We start from the raw sequence: 24,223 nt of genomic DNA, 5'->3' as shown, positions 1-24,223 counted from the left end.
AGGCTGCGGCAAAAAATGAACTGCCGCAGGTCTTTTTTTGCTGGCGACAACCACAATGACGAAAATTATTATTTTTGCCAGTTAATTTATTGACCTGGAATTACGGAGCGGTCTATGTCAAATAAACTGGAATGGCAAAAAATAGCGAATAAAGAGCTCAGTCGGAAAGGAAAGACGATTGATTCGTTGGTAAAACCGACGCCTGAGGGTATCGCCATTAAGCCTTTATATACCCGTGAGGATCTCGACGAACTGGATATTGCCCGGTCACTGCCAGGGCTGCCGCCTTTTACGCGCGGGCCGCGGGCTACTATGTATACCGCTCAGCCCTGGACGATTCGCCAGTATGCTGGTTTTTCAACGGCAAGAGAGTCGAACGCCTTTTACCGGCGTAACCTTGCTGCCGGGCAAAAGGGGTTGTCGGTGGCCTTTGATTTGGCGACGCACCGGGGCTACGATTCGGATAATCCGCGCGTGGTGGGCGATGTGGGTAAAGCGGGTGTCGCCATTGATACCGTTGAGGATATGAAAATCCTTTTCGATCATATTCCGCTGGACACCATGTCGGTTTCCATGACCATGAATGGCGCGGTATTGCCGATTATGGCCTTTTATATTGTCGCTGCGGAAGAACAGGGTGTCGCCCCGGAAAAATTAACCGGCACCATCCAGAATGATATTTTAAAAGAGTATCTGTGCCGGAATACGTATATTTATCCGCCGAAACCGTCAATGCGAATTATCGCCGATATTATTGCCTGGTGTTCGGCGAATATGCCGCAGTTTAATACCATCAGCATCAGTGGCTACCATATGGGAGAAGCGGGCGCGAATTGCGTTCAGCAGGTGGCGTTCACTCTTGCAGATGGCATTGAATATATTAAAGCCGCAATTTCCGCCGGGCTGAAAATTGATGATTTCGCACCGCGCCTCTCTTTTTTCTTTGGCATCGGCATGGATCTGTTTATGAATGTCGCCATGCTGCGTGCCGCCCGTTATTTATGGAGTGAGGCCGTCAGCCAGTTTGGTGCCACGAATCCGAAGTCGCTGGCGCTGCGCACCCATTGTCAGACCTCCGGCTGGAGCCTGACGGAACAGGATCCTTATAACAATATTGTTCGCACCACGATTGAAGCGCTCGCCGCCACTCTTGGCGGCACGCAGTCTTTGCATACCAACGCGTTTGACGAAGCGCTGGGGCTGCCGACAGATTTTTCGGCGCGCATTGCGCGTAACACCCAGATTATTTTGCAGGAAGAGGCGGAAATCTGCCGCACGGTCGATCCGCTCGGCGGCTCTTACTACGTCGAGTCGCTTACCGCTCAGATCATCAAAGAGGCGCGGGAGATTATCCGGCAAATCGATGAGGTGGGCGGCATGGCGAAGGCCATCGAAGTTGGGTTGCCGAAACGCATGATTGAAGAAGCTTCCGCGCAGGCGCAGTCAGAGATCGATCAGGGTAAACGCGTGATCGTCGGCGTAAACAAATACAAGCTGGAGCAGGAGGCTATTACGCCGGTGCTGGAGATCGACAATGTGAAGGTGCGCAACGAGCAAATCGCCGCGCTGGAGCAGATCCGCAGCACGCGTGATGCGGCAGCAGTTCGCGATGCGCTGGCGGCGCTCACTCATGCGGCACAGCATAATGAAAATCTGCTGGCGGCCGCTGTTCACGCGGCTCGGCTGCGCGCCACGCTCGGGGAGATTTCCGATGCGCTGGAAGCCGCGTTTGATCGCTATCTGGTTCCCAGCCAGTGCGTTACCGGCGTGATCACCCGCAGCTATCAACAAAGCAAGGATACCGCAGCGGAATTCGACGCCATTGTTGAGCAGACCCGGCAATTTCTCGCCACCCACGGCCGCCGTCCGCGCATTTTGATTGCCAAAATGGGGCAGGATGGTCACGACCGCGGCGCGAAAGTTATTGCCAGCGCTTACTCCGATGTCGGTTTCGATGTCGATCTTAGTCCGATGTTCTCAACGCCGCAGGAGATTGCCCGTCTGGCGGTAGAAAACGATGTGCATGTTGTTGGCGCGTCATCACTGGCTGCCGGGCATAAGACGCTAATCCCGGAGTTGATTGCCGGGCTGAAAGCGTACGGACGGGAGGATATCTGCGTAGTCGCGGGCGGCGTCATTCCGCCGCAGGATTATGCCTTTCTGCATGAACAAGGCGTGGCAGCTATTTACGGCCCCGGCACCCCGATGCTGGAAAGTGTTCGTGACGTATTAACACGGATTGACCGCCAGCATGATTAACGAAAAAACGCTGGAAGCGACAATCCATCGGTTGTGTGCCGGCGATCGTGTCGCTCTCGCTCAGGCGATGACGCTGGTGGAAAACCAGCTTCCGCAGTATCAACGCCTCAGTCGTCAGTTGCTGGATATCATTATGCCGCTAACCGGCAGGGCGCTGCGCATTGGCCTTACCGGTACGCCTGGCGCCGGGAAAAGTACCTTTCTGGATACCTTCGGCATGCTGCTCATCCGGCTTGGTAAGCGGGTCGCCGTGATTGCTGTTGATCCCAGTAGTCCGCTGAGCGGCGGCAGTTTGCTCGGCGACAAGACGCGAATGATATCGCTGGCGCGTGCGGAGGAGGCCTTTATTCGTCCGGTGCCTTCTGGTGGTTATGCCGGTGGAGCCAGTCAGCGCGCCGCTGAATTGATCCTGTTATGCGAGGCGGCGAATTATGACGTGGTGATCGTTGAAACCGTGGGGGTTGGCCAGTCGGAAACGGAAGTCTCTGGCCTGGTGGACTGCTTTGTCTCACTGCAAATCGGCGGCGGCGGTGATGATTTGCAGGGGATTAAAAAAGGCATTATGGAGATGGCCGACATCATCGTTATCAATAAGGACGATGGCGATAACCGCGCGGCGGTTGCGGCCGCGCGCCAGGTGTACGAGAGCGCGCTTTCGATGGTGCGACATAAGTATCCGCAGTGGTCGCCGCAGGTGCTGACATGCAGCGCACGGGAAAAGCGCGGTATTGAGGATGTCTGGCAGTGCATTGTCCGCTTTCGCGAAGTCATGGCGCAAAGCGGGGGACTGGCGCAGTTGCGCCAGCAACAAACGATGAAATGGCTTCAGAAGCAGGCCGAAGAGGAAGCGCTGCGACAGCTTTTTGCCCATCAGGTTTTTCGCCAGACTTTCAGCGAGATGCTGGAAGGCGTGAAAAATAACCAACAGGCTCCGCGCACCGGCTTACAGCACATCCGTGAATTTCTTCAGCATCACTATTTTGAACAATAAGAAGGTGTCTTTATGTCGTATCAGCATGTTGTCGTCACGATCATACAAAAAGTGGCTGTTATTGAATTTAACTATGCCCGCAAATTGAATGCGCTCAGTAAGGTATTTATCGATGATTTGATTCAGGCGCTGGAGGATCTCAATACACCGGAGATTCGCTGCGTAATTCTCCGCGCTCCGCACGGCGCGAAGGTTTTTTCCGCCGGGCATGATATTCACGAGCTGCCGACTGGCCGCCGCGATCCGCTCTCGTATGATGATCCGCTGCGGCAGATTACCCGCATGATCCAGAAATACCCGAAACCGGTTATTGCGATGGTTGAGGGGAGCGTCTGGGGCGGCGCTTTTGAGTTGATCATGAGCTCAGATCTGGTCGTGGCTGCCACAACGTCCACCTTCTCAATGACGCCGGTAAACCTCGGCGTGCCGTATAACCTTGTCGGCATCCATAATCTGACGCGCGATGCTGGTTTTCATATCGTTAAAGAGATGATTTTTACCGCAGCGCCGATTACCGCTGAGCGCGCTCTGGCCGTAGGCATTCTGAACCATGTCGTGGATGCGAATGAGCTGGAAGATTTTACCTTGCTGATGGCACACCAGATCTGTGAAAAAGCCCCGCTTGCCATCGCCGTTATTAAGGAAGAACTGCGGGTTCTGGGGGAAGCGCATACCATGAACGCGGATGAATTCGAGCGAATTCAGGGCATGCGTCGTGCGGTTTATGACAGCCAGGATTATCAGGAAGGGCGAAGCGCCTTTATGGAAAAACGCAAACCGCATTTTCTGGGCTACTGAGCAACGGAGAACAGCATGAAAGAGTCCTGGCCCCGGATAAGCGCTGACGAGGCGGCCGCGCTTATCCAGCATGATGAAATGGTGGCATTCAGTGGTTTTACTGCCGCCGGTTCGCCTAAAGCGCTACCCGCTGCGATTGCCCGGCGCGCACGCGAGTTGCATCAGGCGCAGCAGCCTTTTCAGATTCGCCTTCTCACTGGCGCATCCATTGGAGCTGCTGCCGATGATGTATTGTCTGAAGCGGATGCTGTCTCATGGCGTGCTCCGTACCAGTCGGCAGCGGGCATGCGGCAAAAAATTAATCAGGGTAGGGTGAAGTTCGTTGACCTGCATCTGAGTGAAGTGGCGCAAATGGTGAACTATGGCTTTTTCGGCGACATTGATGTCGCCGTTATCGAGGCCTCTGCGCTAACCAGCGATGGCAAAGTCTGGCTTTCCAGCGGTATTGGTAATGCGCCAACCTGGCTGCGACAGGCAAAACGAATAATCATTGAATACAACCATTACCACAGCCCGCAGGTGGCTCAACTGGCTGATATTGCCTCGCCCGGTGCGCCGCCGTACCGCAACAGTGTTGCTATTTTTAGTTCGCTGGACAGAATTGGCCTGCACTATGTGCAGATTGATCCGCGAAAAATTATCGCCGTAGTGGATACCGAATTGCCGGATGCCGGTAATACGCTGGAGGAGGAGAAACCAGTCTGTCAGCAGATTGCGGACAACGTAGTGACCTTCCTGCTCAATGAGATCGCACACGGACGAATTCCTCCAGAGTTTCTGCCGTTGCAAAGCGGTGTCGGCAATATTAATAACGCGGTGATGGCGCGTCTTGGAGAAAACCCGGATATCCCACCGTTTATGATGTATTCCGAAGTGCTACAGGAATCGGTGGTACATCTGTTGGAAACGGGAAAAGTCAGAGGGGCCAGCGCATCCAGCCTGACGGTTTCCGACAAAGCGCTGCGGAAAATCTACGATAACATGGATTTTTTCGCCGAACGCATTGTGTTGCGGCCGCAGGAGATCTCCAACAATCCGGAGATCATTCGCCGCCTTGGCGTCATTGCGCTCAATGTCGGATTGGAGTTCGATATTTACGGTCATGCCAATTCAACGCACGTGGCAGGCGTTAATCTGATGAATGGCATTGGCGGCAGCGGCGACTTTGAGCGTAATGCTTACTTATCGATTTTTATGGCGCCCTCGATTGCAAAAGAGGGAAAAATATCGACCATTGTGCCGATGTGCAGTCACGTCGATCACAGCGAACACAGTGTCAAAGTGATCATTACCGAGCAGGGGATTGCCGATCTGCGCGGGCTTTCGCCGATTGAGCGAGCCCGTACCATTATTGAAAATTGCGCCCACCCGCTATACCGGGATTATCTCCATCGTTATCTGCAATCCACGTCTGGTGGGCATATACACCACGATCTTAGCCGCGTCTTTGAACTGCACACTTCGTTACTGAAAACAGGTTCTATGCTGGGTTAACCCGTCGTACCGTGGCGATCGTCAGCAATGTACTGACATATCGCTGCGGTATGCCGCTGGTTTTTCAGTGAATAAAGGTACTCCTGCATCACCATCGGACCGTTCGGCGCATCGAAATACGTTAATGTTTGCTGGTTAACCAGCGGCCAGGCGAACCAGGGGATCACCGTGAGAAATTGCCCGCGTTCCACTGCGCTGATTTTGGCCATAAAGCTGTATGCCCGATAAATAATCGTCGGATGAATGCCGCATGACCGAATGTGGGCATCCAGCATGGCTTCAAAATTGGCTCGGTTCTGGAAACGCATTTGCAGCCACGGCAACTCGCGCAGCAGTTCCTGTGGCTGTTTATCCTGATAGCGTCGCGAGACAAGAAAACCGAGTCGCAGCGGCGGCAGCTCGGTAACCATCAGGTTTTCCAGTTCCTGGACGCGTGGCGAGACCAACTGCGGTGAAATAATAAAATCGAACTGATGGCCCAACAGATCGTCAATCACCCCATTTTCACTGAATTCAACCGCCTGGGTGCTGACGTTTTCATACTTATCGCCCAGGCTAATGAGCTGATCGAAAATAATGGTTGGGTAAGTGTTATCAATACCGAGCACCACTTTCTGTGAGCGCTGCGCTGAGTTATGGAGCTCGTTTTCAATGGCCGATAACCGCTCATAAACCGGGAAGAGTTTCTGGTAAAGCTCCTGACCGGCTTTATTCAGGCTGATGCTGTTATCTTTTCGGGTAAAAAGCGGATAGCCAATCTGCGCTTCCAGCGCGACGATGCTTTTGCCAAAGGGCGAGGCGGTCATATGAATTTTTTCCGCCGCTCTGGCAATGCTTTTGGTCTGCACCAGAACAATAAAATTACGCATCCTTTTGGAAATAAAAATAGAGTTGCTCACCTGAAAATCCCTCTCGGTTCCGATAACCAGTATGTTTGGCAATCCGTGCCATTGTTAGCATGCTATTTATTGCTGCGATCAATGTTAGCACACACTGGCACAGTGGGAACCACTGCAATCCTTCAGAGATGGGAGAAGCGCCGCAATTCACCTGTTGCGTTTGCCAGATGGTCTCTTCAGCCAGTGTGCAGTGTTAAAAGAACCCGCGATGTTTTATTCTTTTATACATACTATTGGTGTGGTTTCTCATTAAGATGAGAATGAGATGCATCTCATACTTTAATTTATTTAAAATATTAAGAAAGCATTAATTTTTATTTTATTGATGCGTTTTTATTGCGAGATGAGTACCACAATTGATTCATTGATAAATGAATCGCCTGTGGTAATGTTTCACTTAAAATCAATGTTCAGATCACCTGTGGAGTGAGTATTATAGTTACGTCATGGTAGATAAAAACATTTACTTCGAGCTGCAAAAGCTATCTTTAGCACTATTTTTAGCGACGAAAGGTTCAGCGGCGCGATTATTTATCGACGATGATAACCAACCTGTTAATAATCCAGCGGTTAATGAACCTTTTCAGGAGATCGACGCGGAGGATCCTCATACCCGGTTGCATGTGCGCCATTTTTGCCACAACGTGCAGCTATTGAAAACGCATACCCGCGCGAGTGAATGTCAGCAGGTCATCGAGGCCTGGCGCGCTTACGGTAACGACTGCCTGATGGATGGCCAGTCGATGCCGCTGCTTAATCTTGTCCAGGGCTGGATGTTGATCGAGACCTGTCAGTCGCAACACGATGGAAGTACGACGTTGCCTGGTTTTGATAAGTGCAGGACATTGCAGAGTGCAGACTCTATTTTTCAGCAATGTTTGCCTCCACCAACAGCATTAACTACCCCAATGCAGGGAAAAAACGACTGCGGCCAGTGTTGCTGTCAGTTGAATATTTCTCCTGTGCAGAGCTATACATCGGATAAATAAGCTTCAGGATTCATTAATTTTCATGGCAATACATTAGGTAGCCTGTTTTATTAACATTAGCCCTGGAAGGGATGGTGGGCATTTACTGCACTACCCGTAGACACAAGAATAACGTTAAGGCCGTATGGATATGAGGGGGAATTCTTCGCTGTGCGGCTATGTTTGTTTTCTCGTTGCCACTTTTCCTGATCTTTCGCATAACATGCTTTACGACATATTCGCTAATTTAACAAGCCGTACAATGAATGACGAAGCGCAAGAATAGTCACTCAACATCTCCCGCCGGAAGTTGATCGGGCAACAAATTGTGTGCCGGGTAATAAACCCTGCCGCCAGCATAGACGAGAATGTTGTTGGCAAGCAGCATGCTCAGGGAAAAGTTAAATAAATGTTCGATGGGGGTATCGAGCGTTTCCGTGTCGCACGACGACTGTTCTGTGCGGCAGTAAAAGCTATCAGATGTTACTTAAGGGATAAACGGCAGCGGCGATGGGGAAAGATCAGAAAAGAAAGCTGAGTGGCTGGGCAGAAATAAAAAAAGGGGCAGTTGCGCTGCCCCTGATACATTTTAGAGCTCGAAGTCTTCCAGCTTTTTGCCGCCTTCAATGGCTTTTGCAATCGCTTTCGGCGTACGACCCTGGCCGGTCCAGGTTTTTTCGCTGCCGTCTTCGTCAATATACTTATATTTAGCAGGGCGAGGTGCACGAACAGATTTAGACTTCGTGCTTTGCCCTTTCAGGGAGGATAAAAGCTCGGTTGGATCGATTCCTTCATCCAACAGTTTTTGACGGAAAGCAGCCAACTTCGCTTCTTTCTCTTCTTGTTCTTTGCGAATTGAAGATTCTTCTTCGCGGCGTTCTTCAACGACAACAGACAGTTTCTCAAGCATCTCTTCCAGTGCTTCGAGCGTAACTTCACGAGCCTGAACTCTCAGGGTGCGAATGTTATTTAATGATTTTAATGCTTCTGACATAGCGTCACTCCGTGTGCAGAGAAATGTAAATTCTATCGGAATTAATTTTTAGTGATCATGAGATAAAAATCAATACTGAATTATATTTTTTAGCAAATATAAATTCACTTTTGTAAACATGCTCTACCTCATACATGTGGATAAAGCGAAATTTAGCCAACGATATACGGGAAAAGACCATATCCTTTAAGGGTTAATTTAATGTTGAGCTGCAGTTAGAGCCGCCTGGCTTGTTGAGGAAATAATGCGCAACTCACCATTTTTCCATCCATACAAAGATAAGACTGCTCCCAAAAGCCCGTCATTCCATGCTTAGCGCCTGTTTCAACCGATAAAAATTATCCCTGAAGAGGCGTGTTTTCTCTTTCTTGTTGGTCGTTTCGTCCACTGCGATTTCAGCACTGCTGAATGTTTCGTTAAACATTACCACATATTGATGGCTCAGATTCCGACACAATAAGTAGCTAAGGAATTTCGCCCGTGTCAAACATTGTTGAGAATAATCTCGATCCGTCGCCAGTACGGCGCGCTCCAGCTCATACCGGAAATCAAAGAAATCCACTTTGTTGACGGTCATATGTGATTTTTTCTTCATACCATCCTTTTTTATTCTGCCTGGTAATGGCGTAAGCCGCATTACCAGGTCTTGCCAATATTAAACTGGAACTGTTCAGCTTTATCGTTCTCATATTTTTTAAAAGGCAGGGCATAAGAGAAGACCAGCGGTCCCAGCGGCGACATCCACTGTAAGGCGATACCTGCGGAAAAACGGATATCATAAGGATCGCTATAATCTGGCAGACCTGCAGCCAGTGTTTGTGCTGTGTTATGCCATGAGGTATTCCAGACCGTTCCGGCATCTACGAATAATGAGGTGCGCAAGCTGTCGGCATATTTATCGCTGACAAAGGGCGTCGGGACGATAAATTCGCTGTTCAGCACCACCATCGCATTTCCGCCCACTGAATCATCTGAATTTTCCAGCGGACATCCGCTATAGCTACTTTCTGATCCGTTACAGCGGTAATAAGCCGATTTTGGCCCGATAGTATTTGAGGAAAAGCCGCGAACTGACGACGATCCGCCAGCGTAGAAGTTGTCATAAAATGGCACTTCTTTGCCATTCAGCCCGCCGGCATATCCTGCTCGCAGACGTTCCATCCACACCCAATTTTTATCGCTGTTTAATGGCAGATACTGCGCACTGTCGAAACTGATTTTGTAATAGCTGTTATCGGAACCCGGAATGGTTATTTTGCCGGTTAAGCTACTTTTATTACCGGAACGAGGAAAAAAACCGCGATCCAGCGAGTTATAGCCCCAGCCCAGCGAGGCAAAGAAGTCATTGGCGCTATATTCCGCGTTGCTGTCTTCATCTTTGCTCACCACGTTAGGGTAGATTCCACGTGAATTAAGGTAATTCCAGGTGGTAAGCTCCGGTTCCATATTCGTTAACCGGTTATGGACATAATCCAGCCCGAGATTAAGGGTATTATTTTCGCTGACCGGGAAGCCCATATTCCCGCCGAGACCATAGCTTTGCTGATTGTAGCTACCGGTGTCAGCATCAGAAGCATCGTAACTGTTATAGAAAATTTTGCCGCCGAGGCTTACTCCATCCACAGTGAAATAAGGATCGGTGACGCCCAGTTCAATATAAGACTGGTAACTGCTGCGCGTGCCGTTAAAACTGACGGTGTTGCCGGTGCCGAGCCAGTTATCCTGCGAAACGCCCAACTGGTAACTGATACCGCTATCCGTACCGTAGCCGAGGCCGACATTAAAAGAGCCGGTATTACGCTCCTTCACTTTATATTCGACATCCACCTGATCCGGCTGGCCGGAAACCGGTGTGATATGGCTCTCCACGGTTTCGAAATAGCCGGTGCGTTCCAGCCGCGCTTTCCCCTGCTGCACTTTCTCATCATTCAGCCATGCGCCTTCCATCTGGCGCATTTCCCGACGCAGTACCGAATCGCGGGAGGTATCGTGGCCGGAAAACCGGATCTGGCGCACTGAGTAGCGACGTCCGGCATTGACATTAATCCGCAACGTGACGCTACGGTTTTTGTCGTCAATCTCTGGCACGGTATTGACCTGCGGCCAGGCATAACCATCCTTACCGTACAGTTTTTTGATCGCCTCTTCGATGCGGGTAATGTTCGCTGCGCTGTAAGTTTGCCCTTGCAGCGTGCGCGCCAGCGCATCCACCTCTGTATTGCGCTGCGCCAACTCGCCGCTCACCCGTGTGCTGACGATCTGATAGCGCTCACCCTCAGAAATATTCAACGTGATATACAGTGATTTTTTATCCGGCGTCATACTGACCTGGCTGGAATTAATCGCAAAACGCGCAAACCCACGATCGAGATAATAGCTGCGAAGAGTCTCAATATCGGCTTCAAGTTTTTGCTTTTGGTATTTCTGATCGCCAAGCACATTCCACCACGGTACTTGATCGCGTAATTGCAACTGATCCAGCAAGGTCTGATCGCTGAATGCATGATTGCCAATAATATTAATCTGCACGATTTTGGCAGAAAGCCCTTCCTGAAAAACAAATTTCACATCAACGCGATTACGCGGTAGTGGCGTTACCACCGAATGAACCTGCGCGCTGTATTTTCCCACGCTATAATAAAAATCCTGCAACGCTTTTTCTATTTCCGAAAGATTATTTCGATCCAGCGCTGAGCCTTCCTGAATACCATTAGCACGCAGGTTCTCTTTGAGCACATCCTCTTTTATTGCTTTATTTCCGGCGAAGCTAATCTGTGCGATTGTTGGCCGTTCTTTGACCTTTATCAGCAATGTCTCACCTTCGCGCAGGATCTGCACATTGTCGAAATTGCCGCTGGCATACAGCGCACGTACCGATTCGCTGATATCGTCATTGGTGACCTCTTCACCCGCTTTGATTGGCATACTAAGCAGTGCTGCCCCAACGGTAACGCGTTGCAAGCCTTCGAACTGAATATCATTGATTTTCAAAGAGGTAGCGGCATGCAAAGCGCAAGGAGATAACAATAAACCGGCGATGATATTGTATTTTTTAAACATGAAAGTTTCGTCTAAGAGATATTTTCAAAGAAAACCGCTGCGAATAGAAATGCAGGATTACATTTAATGATGGGGAAATAATGGAGAAAGCATGAATATACAACGCAGGTAAAAATAATATGCCTGCGTGGAACTTTATTTGAATATCAGTATCGAAAGATTTGTCGGCGAGTGGTGTAAGACTATTTTAAAATTCCGTATTAAAAAAAGCCCCCTTCCTGAACGGGGGGGAAGGGGGAAGAGTTTATTAGGAATGATGTCCTCTGCACTCAACAAAGAACGCTGAGACAATAACAAATAATGTGTCAGTTAAAATGAAGAAAGCATGGATAATATATGTATGAAAAAAGAGGCTGCTGAGCATAAAGCCGTTACTCAGGGAAATCATTAATAAAAGAGCGCAGTGAAGGGAAATCCCCCCTCCACCGCATGGCTGCGGTTGGGATTTGGAAGGGGGGATGGAGTACTACTTTTATGAAGGAGTGGTATTACACCACAGTTGATTTCTGCTGGATCCATTCCCGCCGAACTCAACCGTGCTAATAATAAACCCGGATAGTGAAAGGATTATGCAGAAGCGATGAAGATTTTGTCATCATATATAACAGCGCGGATTTAGCGGACAAAAAAGCCGGAAACATAAACTGTTCCGGCTTTGATGATGACATCAGAAATGCGTGTTCACGCTAACATAAAAGGTGCGCCCTGATTCGTTATATGTTTCTGCGCCTGCGCCGTACAGGTAAGCACCGGTGGTGCTGTTGCCGGTGGTTTGCGCATTACCGGCGCGGTAGTGGCGGATATCAAAGATATTGTCCACGCCGCCGGTCATGCTCAGGTTTTTGTTCACCGTCCAGGTCGAGCTCAGACCGACCACACTGTAAGGGCTGACTTCATTCAACTCACTGCCGGAAACCGCCTCACCTTTATAGTTGAAGCGTTTGGGTTTCTGCCGTCCGTACCAGGTAAAGGTGCTTTGTAGCGACAAATCGTCGCGAACCTGCCAGGCCAGCGTCGAGTTCAGGGTAAATTGCGGGATCACCGACAGACGATCGCCCGTGGTTTTGTTCTTGCTTTGCAGCATCCATGTCATATTGTTGCTCCAGTTGACGCTTTCGCTAACCGGAACATTCAGCGTGCCTTCCAGCCCTTCTACTAATGCTTTGGGCACGTTTTCCCATTGATAAATATTGGTGGTGCCATTGCTGGCGGTACCGACGGCGGAATAACCGGATTCGATCTTGTTGTGGTAATCGTTGCGGAAGTAAGTGATGCCACCCTGGAAGCCGTTGTGTTTGTACTCGATGCCGATCTCTTTGTTAACGCTGGTCTCGGCTTTCAGGTCGCTGTTACCCATCAGATAGCAGGCTGAACTGCTGGCATAGCATCCCTGGCCATTACTATAGAGAATGTAGTTTGGGTTGAGCTGATAAAGATTCGGCGCTTTATAGGCGCGTGCAATCCCCAGTTTCAACGTCCAGTCTTCCGCCAGCCCTTGCGACAGGTTCAGAGACGGGCTCCAGTTGTTGCCGACGATCGAATGGTGATCAAAGCGCAGCGCCGGTGTCAGCATGGTGCTGTCGGTAAGGGCGATATTGTCTTCGGTAAATAGCGAGAAGATCTCCGCGCTGGAGTAAGGGCTGCGATTGGTGCTGCTGACGCCATCAATCGATCCGTAAGAGAGCGACTGGGTTGTCGAAACGCCATCTTTCATGCGCTGCTGGTTCCACTCGGTGCCGATCGTCAGGTTCTGATCGACGCCCAGCGTAAACGGAATATTGACCTCGCTGTGTAGCAGCACATCGGAAAGATCAATATCGAAGAACTTATCGCTGGAGAAGATCCCTTCCGTGCCGCCAGCCAGCCCTTCGCCAAGCCGGGAGTTGCGGGTGCGTTCATACTGCGCGTAGGTGTTGGTTGTTACGCCATTGTCCCAGCCGCCGGTCCAGGTCACGCCCCAGTTCTGGCGGTAAAGGCGGTTGGTCTCTTTGCCGTACATACTTTTCACCAGCGTACTGGTGTTGGTGTTTTGCGTATCGCCTGCGTACAGGTTGCCCTGACGGCTGTAGCCGGATTCAAACTCCAGTGCCTGCATCGGAGCGAATTCCCAGCGCACTTTGCCGTGAATATCTTTATTAATCACTCCTTCACGGCCTGCCGGATAAGAACCGGCATAGGTGCCGGTGCGTGCGGCTTCGTGGCCGGAGTTGATGTCCTGTGCGTCGGCCTGGGTTTTGCTCAGATTGCCCCACAAATTAAAGCTGACGGTATCGGAAAGCGGGCCGTTCAGGCTGAAGTTGGTGCGTTTCGTCGAACCCTCTTTGCGGTGCTGCGGCGCATTCAGATAAGTGTTCCATGAACCGTGCCATTCACCGGTAGTGGGTTTGGTAATGATATTCACTACGCCGCCCATCGCGCCGTTGCCGTAGCGCGCGGCGGCCGGGCCACGGATCACATCGATATGATCGATCATTTCCGCCGGTACCCAGTTGCTATCGCCACGGCTATCGCGATCGCCACGCCAGCCATAGCGCACGGAATTACGGCTGGTCACCGGTTTGCCATCCACCAGAATCAGCGTGTTTTCCGGCCCCATACCCCGGATGTCGATCTGCCGATTATTTCCGCGCTGGCCGCTGGTGGAGTTGCCGGTCAGGTTGACGCCAGGCTGCGTGCGGATCAGTTCAGAGACATCGCGGGCGGGCGGGTGTTTGCGGATTTGTTCGGCGGTGATGGTCGAGACGCCGGAAGCCTGCAACGTCTGTTTGGCGGCGGTTACCACCAGCGTATCTTCCTGCGTTTTGGTTGTGTCCGTCGCGGTTTGCTCAGACGTATTACTGGTGTCAGCGGCCTGTATCGGAAGCGCCAGACCCCACAGCGCCAAGTGAATCAGCATGGCCAGTGGGTAATGTGAAGCGTGTTTCATGCCATATTCCCTGTATTTTTATGTGTGCGGTTCTCGCTTTTTTCGGGCGTAGTGACGCCTCCCTGAGCCGTGGCATAAAAAAGAGAATAAATGCCCGGACTGCGGCGGTTATCTGCGTCAGTAAATGAGTAAAAACGAGAGGGATTATTTGCACGATGAGGAAAACGTTATTCGCCAGAGAATCCTCATCATGCGCGAATGACGTTAATAGAAATGAAATTCATTATCAAGATAATAGTTATTCAAAATTTAAGAATTTAAATATGATTTATAATCAATGAGTTATAAATATTTTTTAAAGTTGATATGTGAGGTTGGTAAATAATAAAAATAAACCTTCATTGTTAATTCGTAATATTTTCAAATTCTCTTCATTATTCACTTTGTTATTCCTTGAGTCACGAAAATAATATGCTGACATTAGCGGCCGACATTTTTCGGGAAACTTTCCAGCAGCCAGTCAATAAAAACCCGCAGGCGATGCGTCACATGGCGGTTTTGCGGATAAACCACATGGAAGGGGTAGGGTGCGGGGCGCCACGGGCGCAAAATTTCCACCAGCGCGCCGCTCTTCAGCGCACTTTCCAGCGCATAACTGAAAGTCTGAATAATCCCCAATCCGGCCATACCGGCGGCCAGATGGGCGTTACTCTCGTTTACGCCGATGCGGTGATCGACCTTGATTTCACACTTTTCGCCGTCGCGCTCAAAACGGAGGGGGAAGGCTCTGCCGGTTTGCGGCGACAGATAACTTACTAGCCGGTGACCATTTTTCAGCTCATCCGGGTAGGCGGGCGTGCCAAAGGCTTTCAGATACGCGGGCGTGGCGCAGGTCAGCAGCGTTGCGGCGCCAATCTGGCGGGCGATCAGCGAGGAGTTATCCAGCGGGCCGCCGCGGATCACGCAGTCCACATTGTCGCTAATCAGATCCACTGCGCGGTCAGAAACGCCAAGATCGATACGGATATCCGGGTAGCGCGCCAGAAACTCCGGCAGCGCCGGGATCAGTACATCGCGCGCCGTGGAGCCACCGACGTCAATACGTAACTGGCCCCGCGGATGGCTGCGCACGCTGTTAAAGGAGGTATCGATATCTTCCAGATCGCGCAGAATGCGCGCGGTTTTGTCGTAATAGTCGCGTCCTTCCGGCGTCACCGTCACCCGGCGGGTGGTACGCTGCAACAATCGCACGCCGAGGTGCGCTTCCAGCTCCTGCACCAGTTTGCTCAGCGTGGCGTTGGGCATCTCCAGTGAATCTGCCGCCCGGGTAAAATTCCCGGCTTCTACCACGCGGGCAAAGGCCCGTATTGCCTGCAACTGATCCATACGTCCCCCTTTGTTCGTGAAAGCTGATTATACACCACAGTGAATAGTCATTTTCATTTTTCGGTATTTTTCAATAAAAACGCCAGCGCTACAGTAGCGCCATACCGAAGACGTCAGCCCTGCTGACCGCCGGTAAACCCTAAAACCCAAACTGAGGAACAGAAAAATGACGAAACAACTGAGCGGAAAAATTGCCCTTGTCACTGGCGGTACCAGCGGTATCGGGCTGGCGACGGCGAAAGAGCTGGTAGCCCAGGGCGCACGTGTCTTTATTACCGGCCGTCGGCAGAAAGAGCTGGATGCTGCCATCGCGGAAGTGGGCGCCAACGTAACCGGCATCCGTGCGGATGCATCAGTTCCGGCGGATCTCGACGCGGTGTATGCGCAAATCGCCAAAAGCGCCGGTCGGCTGGACATCCTCCACGCCAACGCCGGGGGCGGCGATATGTTGCCGCTAGGGTCGATTACCGAAGAGCATTTCGACCGCATTTTTGCCACCAACGTACGCGGGGTGCTGTTTACCGTACAGAAAGCGCTGCCGCTGTTAGTGAATAGCGCATCGATTGTGCTGACCGGCTCCACGGTGTCGATCAAAGGGACAGCCAATTTTAGCGTCTACAGCGCCAGTAAAGCCGCCGTACGTAACTTTGCCCGCTCGTGGTCGCTGGATCTGCAAGGCCGTGGTATCCGCGTCAACGTGGTCAGCCCTGGCCCCATCCGCACTCCGGGTCTTGGCGATTTAGTCCCGGATGAACACCGTCAGGGGCTGTTTGACGCGTTGGCTGCGCAAGTGCCGCTGGGCCGTCTTGGTGAACCGGAAGAGGTCGGCAAAGTGGTGGCTTTCCTGGCGTCGGATGCCTCCAGCTTTATCAATGGCGCAGAGCTGTTTGTCGATGGCGGCATGGCGCAAATCTGATGGTCAACGCCCTCACTTTTCGCGGGCTGGCGCTGGCAGCGTTGATGGTGCTGCCGCTGGCCCGTGCACAGACAACGGAGCATAAAGAGATGAAATCACCTGAACTGCACATCGCCCAGCAACTGATCGATAAACACTTTGCCATCTGGAACGATCCGCAGCCGCGTATCAGCAGCTTTGGCGAGGTTTATACCGAAGACGTTTATGTCGCCGATTACGCCGACATCGCCACCGGTTACCAGCAGGTTGTGGCATTAATTGCCCGCGTCCAGCGTGAGCATCCGGGCTTTGTCTTCCATCCGGCCCCGGTAACATGGAATCACGGATTAGGCCGCGTGACCTGGAGCTATGGCCCGCAGGGCAATCCAGGCCTGGTTCACGGCGAAGACATTTTCACCGTTCGCGATGGCCGTATCGCCAGCGCCCATGTGTTTATCAATCAACCCTAAGCGGAAAAGCCCCATGAAACGCCCTTTATTACTGCTCAGCGTGCTGCTGGGATTGAGCGGTCTGACGCAGGCCGCCGGGATCAAAACAGCCGGAATCGATCACGTCGGCATTAGCGTGCCGGATCTGAAACAGGCGGAAACCTTCTTTCATGACACGTTCGGCTGCGTGCCCGCCACGCAAATCGGTCCGTTCGCGCTGGAAAAACTGCCCTCGCCGGATGGCAAACCGCTGACCGGCAGCGTGACGATTGCCATGATCCGCTGTGGCAATGGCGCGAACATTGAATTGTTCGCTTATCAGGACGCCAACGGCAGCATGCAGATGCCAGCGATGCAGGATATCGGTGCCTCGCACATTGCGTTTTACACCGATGATATTCAGGGCGGCGTGGCCTGGCTCAAGTCGAAAGGGATTGCCATTAGCGGTGAGCCGATGACGATGACCAGCGGCGATACCGCGGGTGAAACTTGGGTGCATTTCCGCTCGCCATGGGGCGCGGATATGGAACTGGTCAGTTACCCGAATGGCAAAGCGTATGAAAAACATGCCTCTGTCAAACTGTGGAAGCCGGGCCGTTAATCCTCTACTGGAGCGAGAAATATGAACCGTACGATTTCGAGTGCCGATCACGACAAATCTCCTGCTACCGGCATTGTGGTTAGCGCTTACTATCGCGTGCATCCCGACGATCGGCAGACCTTTATTGATGCGGTGGTGCCGGAAATGGCCGCCGCGCGTAAACTGCCCGGCTGTATTTACTACGCCTTTGCTCAGGATCTGGCCGATGCCAACGCCTTTCATCTGCTGGAAGGCTGGGCCGATGAAGCCGCGTATGAGCACCACGAAAACGCCGCCACCTTCCTGCGGGCGCTGGCGACGGTGGTGAAAAATGTGCGCATTCTTCATCGCGAAGGCGTGCGTTACGACGTGGCGCAGCAATATATCGACGATCCGCGCGGCAAAGTGGCCTGAGCCGCGCCGCCCGGCGTTTTGCCATTTTCCGCAATAGTTACGCCATTTAAGTTGGTTGTGATTTCTGCCGTTCCCTCACATCGTGACGCGAATCAGTGCAGAGAGTGTATGAGTGAATGGCAAAACGTCGTGCGGTCTATTTACATGAAGAACAACGTGATTTTATTCAACAGCGCGCCCGTAGCTGGCTGTGGCGCTATGAGCTTCCCACCTGGACGGTGATTATTGCCGTGTATGGCGGCTGGTTTGCCACGCTGGCGAACTGGCAAACCTTAGGCTTGTGGCCAGCAACGTTGCTGCTGATCGTGTTTACCTGCTGGTATCTCTCTGTGCAGCATGAATTAATCCATGGTCATCCAACGCGCTGGCCGTGGTTTAACCAACTGCTGGGCCTGCTGCCGCTGGCGGTCTGGTATCCGTATGGCTTTTACCGTGATTCCCATCTCGCGCACCACAACACGCCGGAACTGACGCTGCCGCATGCGGATCCTGAATCGTATTATTTTGCCCCTCAGCGCTGGCAGCGTTTCTCGCGCCTGCAGCGCGAAATCATTCGTCTGCGCAACACATTCCCCGGGCGGTTGTTGCTGGCGCCGCTGCTCGATATCGGGCAACTGCTGGCAGGCATGATTCGCGCGTTTTATCAGCGGCAGACGAAAACTATCGCTATGTGGCTGGTGCATGGTCTACTGCTCGCAGCGCTGTTTACGTGGATGGCACATTGGGATTTTTCACCGCTGTGGTTTGTGCTGGCGGTCAGTTATCCGGCGCTGGCGGTGACAAAAATCCGCTCTTTTCTCGAACATCAGGCGGCGGACGATCCGCTGGCGCGATCGGTGATCAATGAAGTGGCGCTGCCGTGGCGCATTCTGTTTCTCAACCTCAACTATCACTCCATCCACCACGATCTGCCCGGCGTGCCCTGGTATGGATTGCGTACGCTCTACCTGCGAGACCTGCAGGTTTATCGCCAACGTAATCGCGGATTTCTGGTTCAGGGCTATAGTGAATGGTTACGACGCTTTTTGTTTACATCGGTGGACGTGAATGCACACCCAGGCTGCAAGCAATACAACGACTAACCTGTTTTCTTTGCCCATGTACGATCTGCACCGCGCAGATACCGTGGCGCTGGGCGGTGTGCTGAAAGAACTGTTCGCCGCTCGCGGCATCGTAGCAACACATGTCTGGCCGTCGCCGGATCTGTTGACGCACTGGCAGGAAGAGGGGTTGCTGTTAAGCCAGACCTGCGGTTATCCGCTGGTTACGCAGCTTGATAAAGTGCAAACCGTGGGATGTTTTCACTATCAGGCACCGGGCTGCGAAGGCATCGGCTACTGCAGCTTCCTCGTGGCGCGTGCAGAAGAGAGCGGGAAAACATTGGTGGATTTTCGCGGTCAGCGCGCGGTCTGCAACGCCATCGAATCACAATCGGGCTATAACGCCCTGCGAAAAATGGTCGCGTCACTCTCCGGCGGGCAACGTTTTTTTGCCTCGGTGGAGTTTAGCGGCAGCCACCGGCAATCGCTGGTGGCGTTACAGCAAGATCGTGCGGATATCGCCGCCATCGACTGTGTTACCTGGGCGCTGCTACAGCGCCATCAACCGGACTTACTTGAAGGGCTGACGATTATCGGGCAAAGCCCGCTGACACCCGGACTACCGCTTATCACCTCCGCTTCAACCTCCGCCGATAATGTGGCGCTGCTGCGGGAAGCATTACAGCAACTGGTCAGCGATGCGCAGTATCAGCAGGTTTGTGCGGCGGCATTGATTGGCGGTTTTGCTGCTGTCACACGCGAGGATTACGCTTTACTGCTGGAGTGGCGGGATGAGGCGGCAAAGCACGGTGTGGTTGATTTATAAATGTTGAAATATTTCATTATTTTATGAAAAACAAAAGCCAGCAAACGGCACGTTCCGCCAAAGACAATCGCGCACGGCAGGCGGAAAGTCATGGACCTGAGCCGGAATTAAGGAGAAGAAATGAGCAAATTATTTACGCAAGCAAACGTGGGCAGCGTTGCGCTGGATAACCGCATTGTTATCGCTCCGATGTGCCAGTATTCCGCCGAGGCGGGGAAAGCGACCGCCTGGCACCGCATACATTTGGGCAACCTGGCGCTTTCCGGTGCCGGGTTGCTGATTATTGAAGCCACCGCCGTAGAGCCGGAAGGGCGTATCTCGCCGCAGGATCTGGGCTTGTGGGATGATGAGACACAGCAGGCGCTGCGCGTGGTGCTGGAGGATATTCGCCACTATTCACCGATAAAAGTGGGCATCCAGTTGGGTCACGCGGGACGTAAAGCCTCCGTCAGCGCGCCGTGGCTGGGCGGCAAACAGCTCAGCCTGGAAGAGGGTGGCTGGCAAACGATCTCCGCTTCGCCCGTGCCGCACGATCCGGGCGAACGCCCGCCGCGTGAAATGAGCCAACACGATCTGCAACGCGTCAAACAGCGCTTTGTCGACAGCGCGCGTCGCGCCGTGGCGCTGGGTATTGAGGTGATCGAACTTCATGCCGCTCACGGTTATCTGCTGCATCAGTTCCTGTCGCCGCTCTCCAACCAGCGTACCGACGAGTACGGCGGTAGCCTCGAAAACCGTCTGCGCTTCCCGCTGGAAGTCTTCAGCGCAGTGCGTGAAGCTGTGCCGTCATCGGTGGCGGTTGGCATCCGTATTTCCGCCACCGACTGGATAGAAGGCGGCTGGGATCTGGAGCAATCCATCGTACTGACGAAGAAAATCGAAGCGGCGGGCGGCGATTATGTTCACGTTTCCAGCGGCGGGCTGTCGCCGTTGCAGAGCATTAAAGTGAGCGCCGGATATCAGGTGCCCTTCGCCAAAGCGCTGCGTCAGCAGACCAGTATGCCGGTGATCGCCGTTGGGCTGATTACGGAGCCTCAGCATGCGGAAGAGATTCTGCAACAGGGAGATGCGGACCTGATTGCGCTGGCGCGCGGTGCGCTCTACGATCCACGCTGGCCGTGGCATGCCGCCGCTGCGTTGCACGGCGCGGTGCATGTTGCGCCGCAGTATCGTCGTGCAGAGCCGCACGGCGTGAAAGGCACGGTAAAATAATCCATTCAGGCGAGCCGGACCGCAGCAGGCTCGCCTGTCTGAAAGCATTAAGCGGAGCTAAACGCCTTTGCGTACCAGCTCCGCTGCTTGCAAAAAAACCTCATCTTCAACCCCATCACCCCGGCTTCTGCCTTGCCGTTCGATCTCCTGAATAATGTTGTCGCGGTTAATCGCCTTCCGTTCCGAAACCAGTCCAATTACTGCTGCACCAATGGCTAATCCAATGAGTCCCGTCTGTTCATCATTGAATTTCATGCTCCACTCCTCCTGATTATTAGGATAGGAAAAATCTAGCACAGGGATATATTTCCGTCATTTTCCTAAAGTGCCACGCGATCAGCAGGATATGGCCGCTATGCGCCAGAGATCTGTTTCCCTTTTTCGCAGCGCTTGCGGCAGGATTGTGCAGGTTATTATCGGGTTGTTCAGGGGGAAAAAAATCAACAACATGGCCTCTCACTGGCTGGCATTGAGAGGACTTTCAATCACTTCTTACCGTTAGGTTTTAACTGCTCGCCCGGCTTGAGTTTGAACAACTCGTCGTCGCGCGTGGAGTAACGCACCGTACCATCATCCAGCCGATATGCGCCTTCGGTAAACCCTGCGCCATTAAGGAACGGAGCCACCGCATCCGGTTTACCGCGCATCGCCGCTTCCAGCGCCAGCAAGGCATAAGGAGCGATACTGTCGATATTGGCGTAGATATGCTGCTGATCATCGACGAAAAAGCCGTTCAGCCGTTTGTGGGCAATAATGTTGTCCGCCACTTTATCCGCCAGCGTGAGGTAGCTTTTATCGCCGGTTGCCTGCGCCAGATCGATCAGCGCAAAGATGGCGTACGGCTCGCTGTTTTGCGTGTTGAGAGCCAGTTTGTGGTTTTTGCCGCCGGGTTCGCCGATATCACCCAACCCCTGGCTACGGGCAATCCCGCGCGCCACTTTCCATATCTCTGTATCCGGTTCCAGCGTCCAGGCGCGGGCGTAAGAGAGCAGGAATTCATTGCCTGCCGGATAAGGCTTCAGCACGGTGCCTTTTTTACCGTAGTAGCCGTCACGTTTCAGGGTATAACCCGACAAATCGCTGCCGTTTGCCAGCATTGGACGGAAGGTGTTGCTGTTCGCGTCATAGGCATATTTGGCGAAAGCTTTCAGGCCATCCAGCGTCCATTTTTTGATGTCATCCCCGTCGTGTCCGAGAGATTTCGCCAGCGCCAGTTGCATCAGCGCGTTTTCCGAATAGAGCGTACTGGTACGGCCTTTCAGCATCATATTGCCTTCCAGTGCATCCGCGCCAAACTCCGGGCCAAACTGGCGCTGCGCGCGGTCGCCATATTTTGAGTTGGTATCGCTGTCGTCGCTGGTTTCGGCGCGTTTTAACGCCTGGGTAAACTGATAAACGCCTAACCCGGTCTTTTTATCGCGTGGCAGAACATACTGTTCCGCCAGCCGTTTTGCCCAGGTGAGCGCGCCTTTGTCACCATCGTGTTGATAGAGCAGCGAGGCGGAGTAGATCAGATCATTTCCCGCGTTGAGAAAGCTCAGGCCTTTGGTGGCAAAGAACGGCGGCTGTTGTTCAAACTCGCTGTTCCACAGTTTGCCCATTGCTTTGCCGTATTCCCCGTGGCGGCTGGTTTCCAGGATCTTCCAGTCGTAAACATGTGCATTCCAGAACGCGCGGATAAAACGTTCGGTCGCCGGTTTATCGACGGTAAACATTAAATCATAGTAGGGGTAGGCGTTCTTCAGTTCGTGGACCATCTCTTTCTCGCTTGGCCCTTCCGGTTGCAGCGTGTTGAGATCGATAAAGCGGTGTCCGCCCCACAGCAGTAGCCCGCTCTTGTCCTGGTAATGGCGGAAATAGTAACGAACGTTCTCTTCGGCCAGTTTTTTGTATTTTGCATCGCCGCTCAGATTACTTAACCCAACCAGCACGCGCATCAGGTTCTGCTGCGCGGAAAAATTCGACAGCACTGCGGTTTTCCCATCGGGGAAGATCCATTCCATCTGTTTGCCGGTACGCGGATCCACGCCATCGGCCAGTAACGGCACGTTAGGCTGATTTTGTGCGGCGGCCTTCGTCATCACCGTGTCGGCAAAGGCTTTGACGCTGCTCAGGCGCGCGCTTTCCTGCGCAATGGCCGCGCAGGAGAAGGTACTCAACATCGTTAATGCCAGCGTTATTTTTGACAGTTTCATTATTCGCCTCTTTAAAAATAAGGATTTCTGCCGAAATCCTTATTTATATCCGGGTTATCAGAAATTATATTTCACACCGACGCGATAACGAGTTTGACGTTCATCCGTATATTTACTGCCGGATACATTACCAATCGCAACATACGGCGACCAGTTTTTATCAAATTTGTAGGTTAATTTCACATCATGCGTCCAGTCGTAATTTTCATTATCGGCAATCAGCACGCCAGCGGACGTCGCGTGTTTATAATCCAGTTCGTAGTCGAGCTGATAATCATTAAACAGTTTCCACGAAATAACAGCCGTCAGGTTGTAGCCGTTTTCGCTAGTGTCTTTTGTGGTGCCGATGTTGTTGGAGTTGCGCTTAAAGTAAGGGCGGTAGCGCAGCGTAGCTCCGACATCACTGGAGAAGTTGACCTTGCCGCGCAGATACGGGCGATAGTTGTTCGAGGTTGAACTGCTGTCCAGTGAAAAACCCGGTTCAATCTGGAAGGTCGGATTAATTTTATAAACATAACTGGCAACCACTTCCGTACCATTACTGACGGTTTCGTGATACGCCTTGTCTTTATTTTGTGAGCCTTTCCATTTGCCTTCCAGCGATAAACCAAAACCATTTGCAAAGCGGTGCGACATTAATAAACGATCTTTGTGGTTATTACCGCCACTGTCATTTATTTCATGACGATAATCAAAAGTCACCGCATGAGCCGCAATACTGAACAACGGTATGGTAGTTAATAACAACGTGCGCAACATAATATCCCCTATTATTTTAACCCAAAGGTACAGAAGGTTCTCCGCAAAAAATTGCAGATAGTTTTAATTCAGAGGGAATGTGGCAATCCCTTCTGATAAAAATTGATATAATTAGCAGGCATAATAATTATGACGAAT

Annotated in this window: 21 protein-coding genes; 12 read left to right on the top strand and 9 right to left on the bottom strand. The window is 52.1% G+C overall.

Annotated elements, in window-relative coordinates:
* Positions 1-114: 114 nt before the first annotated feature.
* The 4 genes from scpA to AWR26_RS18990 are packed head-to-tail and all read left to right on the top strand — an operon-like array spanning position 115 to position 5,542.
* Entirely contained in the window at positions 115-2,259 is a 2,145-nt protein-coding gene (gene scpA, locus AWR26_RS19005) for a methylmalonyl-CoA mutase (RefSeq protein WP_064568105.1), read from the top strand.
* Positions 2,252-3,250, top strand: a complete 999-nt coding sequence (meaB, locus tag AWR26_RS19000; RefSeq protein ID WP_064568104.1) for a methylmalonyl Co-A mutase-associated GTPase MeaB — start codon at positions 2,252-2,254, stop codon at positions 3,248-3,250. The genes scpA and meaB overlap by 8 nt, the downstream gene beginning before the upstream one ends.
* Positions 3,251-3,262: 12 nt before the next feature.
* Positions 3,263-4,048, top strand: a complete 786-nt coding sequence (gene scpB, locus AWR26_RS18995) for a methylmalonyl-CoA decarboxylase (RefSeq protein ID WP_064568103.1) — start codon at positions 3,263-3,265, stop codon at positions 4,046-4,048.
* Between the two features lie 15 nt (positions 4,049-4,063).
* A complete protein-coding gene (locus AWR26_RS18990) occupies positions 4,064-5,542 on the top strand; it encodes an acetyl-CoA hydrolase/transferase family protein (protein ID WP_064568102.1) in 1,479 nt (492 codons plus the stop codon).
* Here AWR26_RS18990 and srsR read toward each other — a convergent pair.
* The gene (gene srsR, locus AWR26_RS18985; RefSeq protein ID WP_064568101.1) at positions 5,539-6,411 is read right to left on the bottom strand and encodes a LysR family transcriptional regulator SrsR; all 873 of its coding nucleotides are present in this window, start codon (positions 6,409-6,411) and stop codon (positions 5,539-5,541) included. The genes AWR26_RS18990 and srsR overlap by 4 nt on opposite strands.
* A 476-nt stretch (positions 6,412-6,887) precedes the next feature.
* Between srsR and AWR26_RS18980 the strand changes: the two genes are divergently transcribed.
* Positions 6,888-7,430, top strand: coding sequence for a hypothetical protein (locus tag AWR26_RS18980; protein ID WP_064568100.1), 543 nt, complete (start codon positions 6,888-6,890; stop codon positions 7,428-7,430).
* Positions 7,431-7,998: 568 nt separating this feature from the next.
* Here AWR26_RS18980 and AWR26_RS18975 read toward each other — a convergent pair.
* The 5 genes from AWR26_RS18975 to AWR26_RS18955 all read right to left on the bottom strand — a co-directional run bounded on the left by AWR26_RS18975 (position 7,999) and on the right by AWR26_RS18955 (position 15,715).
* Positions 7,999-8,403 (bottom strand): H-NS family histone-like protein, encoded by a 405-nt coding sequence (locus tag AWR26_RS18975; protein WP_064568099.1) that lies wholly within the window; start codon positions 8,401-8,403, stop codon positions 7,999-8,001.
* A gap of 301 nt (positions 8,404-8,704) precedes the next feature.
* Positions 8,705-8,998 (bottom strand): hypothetical protein, encoded by a 294-nt coding sequence (locus AWR26_RS18970; protein WP_043954461.1) that lies wholly within the window; start codon positions 8,996-8,998, stop codon positions 8,705-8,707.
* 41 nt (positions 8,999-9,039) lie between these two features.
* The gene (bamA, locus tag AWR26_RS18965; protein WP_064568098.1) at positions 9,040-11,463 is read right to left on the bottom strand and encodes an outer membrane protein assembly factor BamA; all 2,424 of its coding nucleotides are present in this window, start codon (positions 11,461-11,463) and stop codon (positions 9,040-9,042) included.
* A gap of 667 nt (positions 11,464-12,130) precedes the next feature.
* A complete protein-coding gene (locus AWR26_RS18960; protein WP_064568097.1) occupies positions 12,131-14,389 on the bottom strand; it encodes a TonB-dependent siderophore receptor in 2,259 nt (752 codons plus the stop codon).
* Positions 14,390-14,809: 420 nt separating this feature from the next.
* Positions 14,810-15,715 (bottom strand): LysR family transcriptional regulator, encoded by a 906-nt coding sequence (locus AWR26_RS18955; RefSeq protein WP_064568096.1) that lies wholly within the window; start codon positions 15,713-15,715, stop codon positions 14,810-14,812.
* Between the two features lie 166 nt (positions 15,716-15,881).
* Here AWR26_RS18955 and AWR26_RS18950 point away from each other — a divergent pair, with 166 nt between their 5' ends.
* The 7 genes from AWR26_RS18950 to AWR26_RS18920 all read left to right on the top strand — a co-directional run bounded on the left by AWR26_RS18950 (position 15,882) and on the right by AWR26_RS18920 (position 21,131).
* Complete coding sequence (locus AWR26_RS18950; RefSeq protein WP_064568095.1) at positions 15,882-16,631, top strand: SDR family oxidoreductase; 750 nt, start codon at positions 15,882-15,884, stop codon at positions 16,629-16,631.
* On the top strand, positions 16,631-17,080 hold the full coding sequence (locus AWR26_RS18945; RefSeq protein WP_175518612.1) for a nuclear transport factor 2 family protein: 450 nt from the start codon (positions 16,631-16,633) through the stop codon (positions 17,078-17,080). Before AWR26_RS18950 ends, AWR26_RS18945 begins: the two co-directional genes overlap by 1 nt.
* Before the next feature lie 13 nt (positions 17,081-17,093).
* Positions 17,094-17,660 (top strand): VOC family protein, encoded by a 567-nt coding sequence (locus AWR26_RS18940; RefSeq protein ID WP_064568094.1) that lies wholly within the window; start codon positions 17,094-17,096, stop codon positions 17,658-17,660.
* Between the two features lie 21 nt (positions 17,661-17,681).
* Positions 17,682-18,053, top strand: coding sequence for a putative quinol monooxygenase (locus AWR26_RS18935; RefSeq protein ID WP_064568093.1), 372 nt, complete (start codon positions 17,682-17,684; stop codon positions 18,051-18,053).
* A 116-nt stretch (positions 18,054-18,169) separates the two neighbouring features.
* Positions 18,170-19,135: a fatty acid desaturase gene (locus AWR26_RS18930; protein WP_064568092.1), complete on the top strand. Its 966-nt coding sequence runs from the start codon at positions 18,170-18,172 to the stop codon at positions 19,133-19,135.
* Positions 19,101-19,919, top strand: a complete 819-nt coding sequence (locus tag AWR26_RS18925) for a phosphate/phosphite/phosphonate ABC transporter substrate-binding protein (RefSeq protein ID WP_064568090.1) — start codon at positions 19,101-19,103, stop codon at positions 19,917-19,919. Before AWR26_RS18930 ends, AWR26_RS18925 begins: the two co-directional genes overlap by 35 nt.
* Before the next feature lie 120 nt (positions 19,920-20,039).
* A complete protein-coding gene (locus AWR26_RS18920) occupies positions 20,040-21,131 on the top strand; it encodes an NADH:flavin oxidoreductase/NADH oxidase (protein ID WP_064568087.1) in 1,092 nt (363 codons plus the stop codon).
* A 57-nt stretch (positions 21,132-21,188) separates the two neighbouring features.
* Here the strand turns inward: AWR26_RS18920 and AWR26_RS18915 are convergent, their stop codons facing one another.
* The 3 genes from AWR26_RS18915 to AWR26_RS18905 all read right to left on the bottom strand — a co-directional run bounded on the left by AWR26_RS18915 (position 21,189) and on the right by AWR26_RS18905 (position 24,085).
* Positions 21,189-21,386, bottom strand: coding sequence for a hypothetical protein (locus AWR26_RS18915; protein WP_064568086.1), 198 nt, complete (start codon positions 21,384-21,386; stop codon positions 21,189-21,191).
* A gap of 230 nt (positions 21,387-21,616) precedes the next feature.
* Entirely contained in the window at positions 21,617-23,326 is a 1,710-nt protein-coding gene (locus AWR26_RS18910; protein ID WP_064568083.1) for a pectate lyase, read from the bottom strand.
* Between the two features lie 57 nt (positions 23,327-23,383).
* Positions 23,384-24,085 carry an oligogalacturonate-specific porin KdgM family protein gene (locus AWR26_RS18905; RefSeq protein WP_035889729.1) on the bottom strand — a complete coding sequence of 234 codons (702 nt, stop codon included), beginning with the start codon at positions 24,083-24,085 and terminating at the stop codon, positions 23,384-23,386.
* Between the last annotated feature and the right edge of the window lie 138 nt (positions 24,086-24,223).

The sequence above is a fragment of the Kosakonia oryzae genome, assembly GCF_001658025.2.
Lineage (GTDB): Bacteria > Pseudomonadota > Gammaproteobacteria > Enterobacterales > Enterobacteriaceae > Kosakonia > Kosakonia oryzae.
The sequence above is the reverse complement of the archived record's forward strand: the minus strand, read 5'-3'. Positions and strand labels throughout refer to the sequence as shown.

Bases quoted from the DNA above. Each gene is read 5' to 3' on its own strand.
- AWR26_RS18955 (WP_064568096.1), bottom strand. From the start codon at position 15,715: ATGGATCAGTTGCAGGCAATACGGGCCTTTGCCCGCGTGGTAGAAGCC.
- AWR26_RS18970 (WP_043954461.1), bottom strand. From the start codon at position 8,998: ATGAAGAAAAAATCACATATGACCGTCAACAAAGTGGATTTCTTTGAT.
- AWR26_RS18980 (WP_064568100.1), top strand. From the start codon at position 6,888: ATGGTAGATAAAAACATTTACTTCGAGCTGCAAAAGCTATCTTTAGCA.
- AWR26_RS18905 (WP_035889729.1), bottom strand. From the start codon at position 24,085: ATGTTGCGCACGTTGTTATTAACTACCATACCGTTGTTCAGTATTGCG.
- AWR26_RS18975 (WP_064568099.1), bottom strand. From the start codon at position 8,403: ATGTCAGAAGCATTAAAATCATTAAATAACATTCGCACCCTGAGAGTT.
- bamA (WP_064568098.1), bottom strand. From the start codon at position 11,463: ATGTTTAAAAAATACAATATCATCGCCGGTTTATTGTTATCTCCTTGC.
- meaB (WP_064568104.1), top strand. From the start codon at position 2,252: ATGATTAACGAAAAAACGCTGGAAGCGACAATCCATCGGTTGTGTGCC.
- AWR26_RS18945 (WP_175518612.1), top strand. From the start codon at position 16,631: ATGGTCAACGCCCTCACTTTTCGCGGGCTGGCGCTGGCAGCGTTGATG.
- AWR26_RS18950 (WP_064568095.1), top strand. From the start codon at position 15,882: ATGACGAAACAACTGAGCGGAAAAATTGCCCTTGTCACTGGCGGTACC.
- AWR26_RS18910 (WP_064568083.1), bottom strand. From the start codon at position 23,326: ATGAAACTGTCAAAAATAACGCTGGCATTAACGATGTTGAGTACCTTC.
- scpA (WP_064568105.1), top strand. From the start codon at position 115: ATGTCAAATAAACTGGAATGGCAAAAAATAGCGAATAAAGAGCTCAGT.
- AWR26_RS18915 (WP_064568086.1), bottom strand. From the start codon at position 21,386: ATGAAATTCAATGATGAACAGACGGGACTCATTGGATTAGCCATTGGT.
- srsR (WP_064568101.1), bottom strand. From the start codon at position 6,411: ATGCGTAATTTTATTGTTCTGGTGCAGACCAAAAGCATTGCCAGAGCG.
- AWR26_RS18935 (WP_064568093.1), top strand. From the start codon at position 17,682: ATGAACCGTACGATTTCGAGTGCCGATCACGACAAATCTCCTGCTACC.
- AWR26_RS18940 (WP_064568094.1), top strand. From the start codon at position 17,094: ATGAAACGCCCTTTATTACTGCTCAGCGTGCTGCTGGGATTGAGCGGT.
- AWR26_RS18925 (WP_064568090.1), top strand. From the start codon at position 19,101: ATGCACACCCAGGCTGCAAGCAATACAACGACTAACCTGTTTTCTTTG.
- AWR26_RS18990 (WP_064568102.1), top strand. From the start codon at position 4,064: ATGAAAGAGTCCTGGCCCCGGATAAGCGCTGACGAGGCGGCCGCGCTT.
- AWR26_RS18930 (WP_064568092.1), top strand. From the start codon at position 18,170: ATGGCAAAACGTCGTGCGGTCTATTTACATGAAGAACAACGTGATTTT.
- AWR26_RS18920 (WP_064568087.1), top strand. From the start codon at position 20,040: ATGAGCAAATTATTTACGCAAGCAAACGTGGGCAGCGTTGCGCTGGAT.
- scpB (WP_064568103.1), top strand. From the start codon at position 3,263: ATGTCGTATCAGCATGTTGTCGTCACGATCATACAAAAAGTGGCTGTT.
- AWR26_RS18960 (WP_064568097.1), bottom strand. From the start codon at position 14,389: ATGAAACACGCTTCACATTACCCACTGGCCATGCTGATTCACTTGGCG.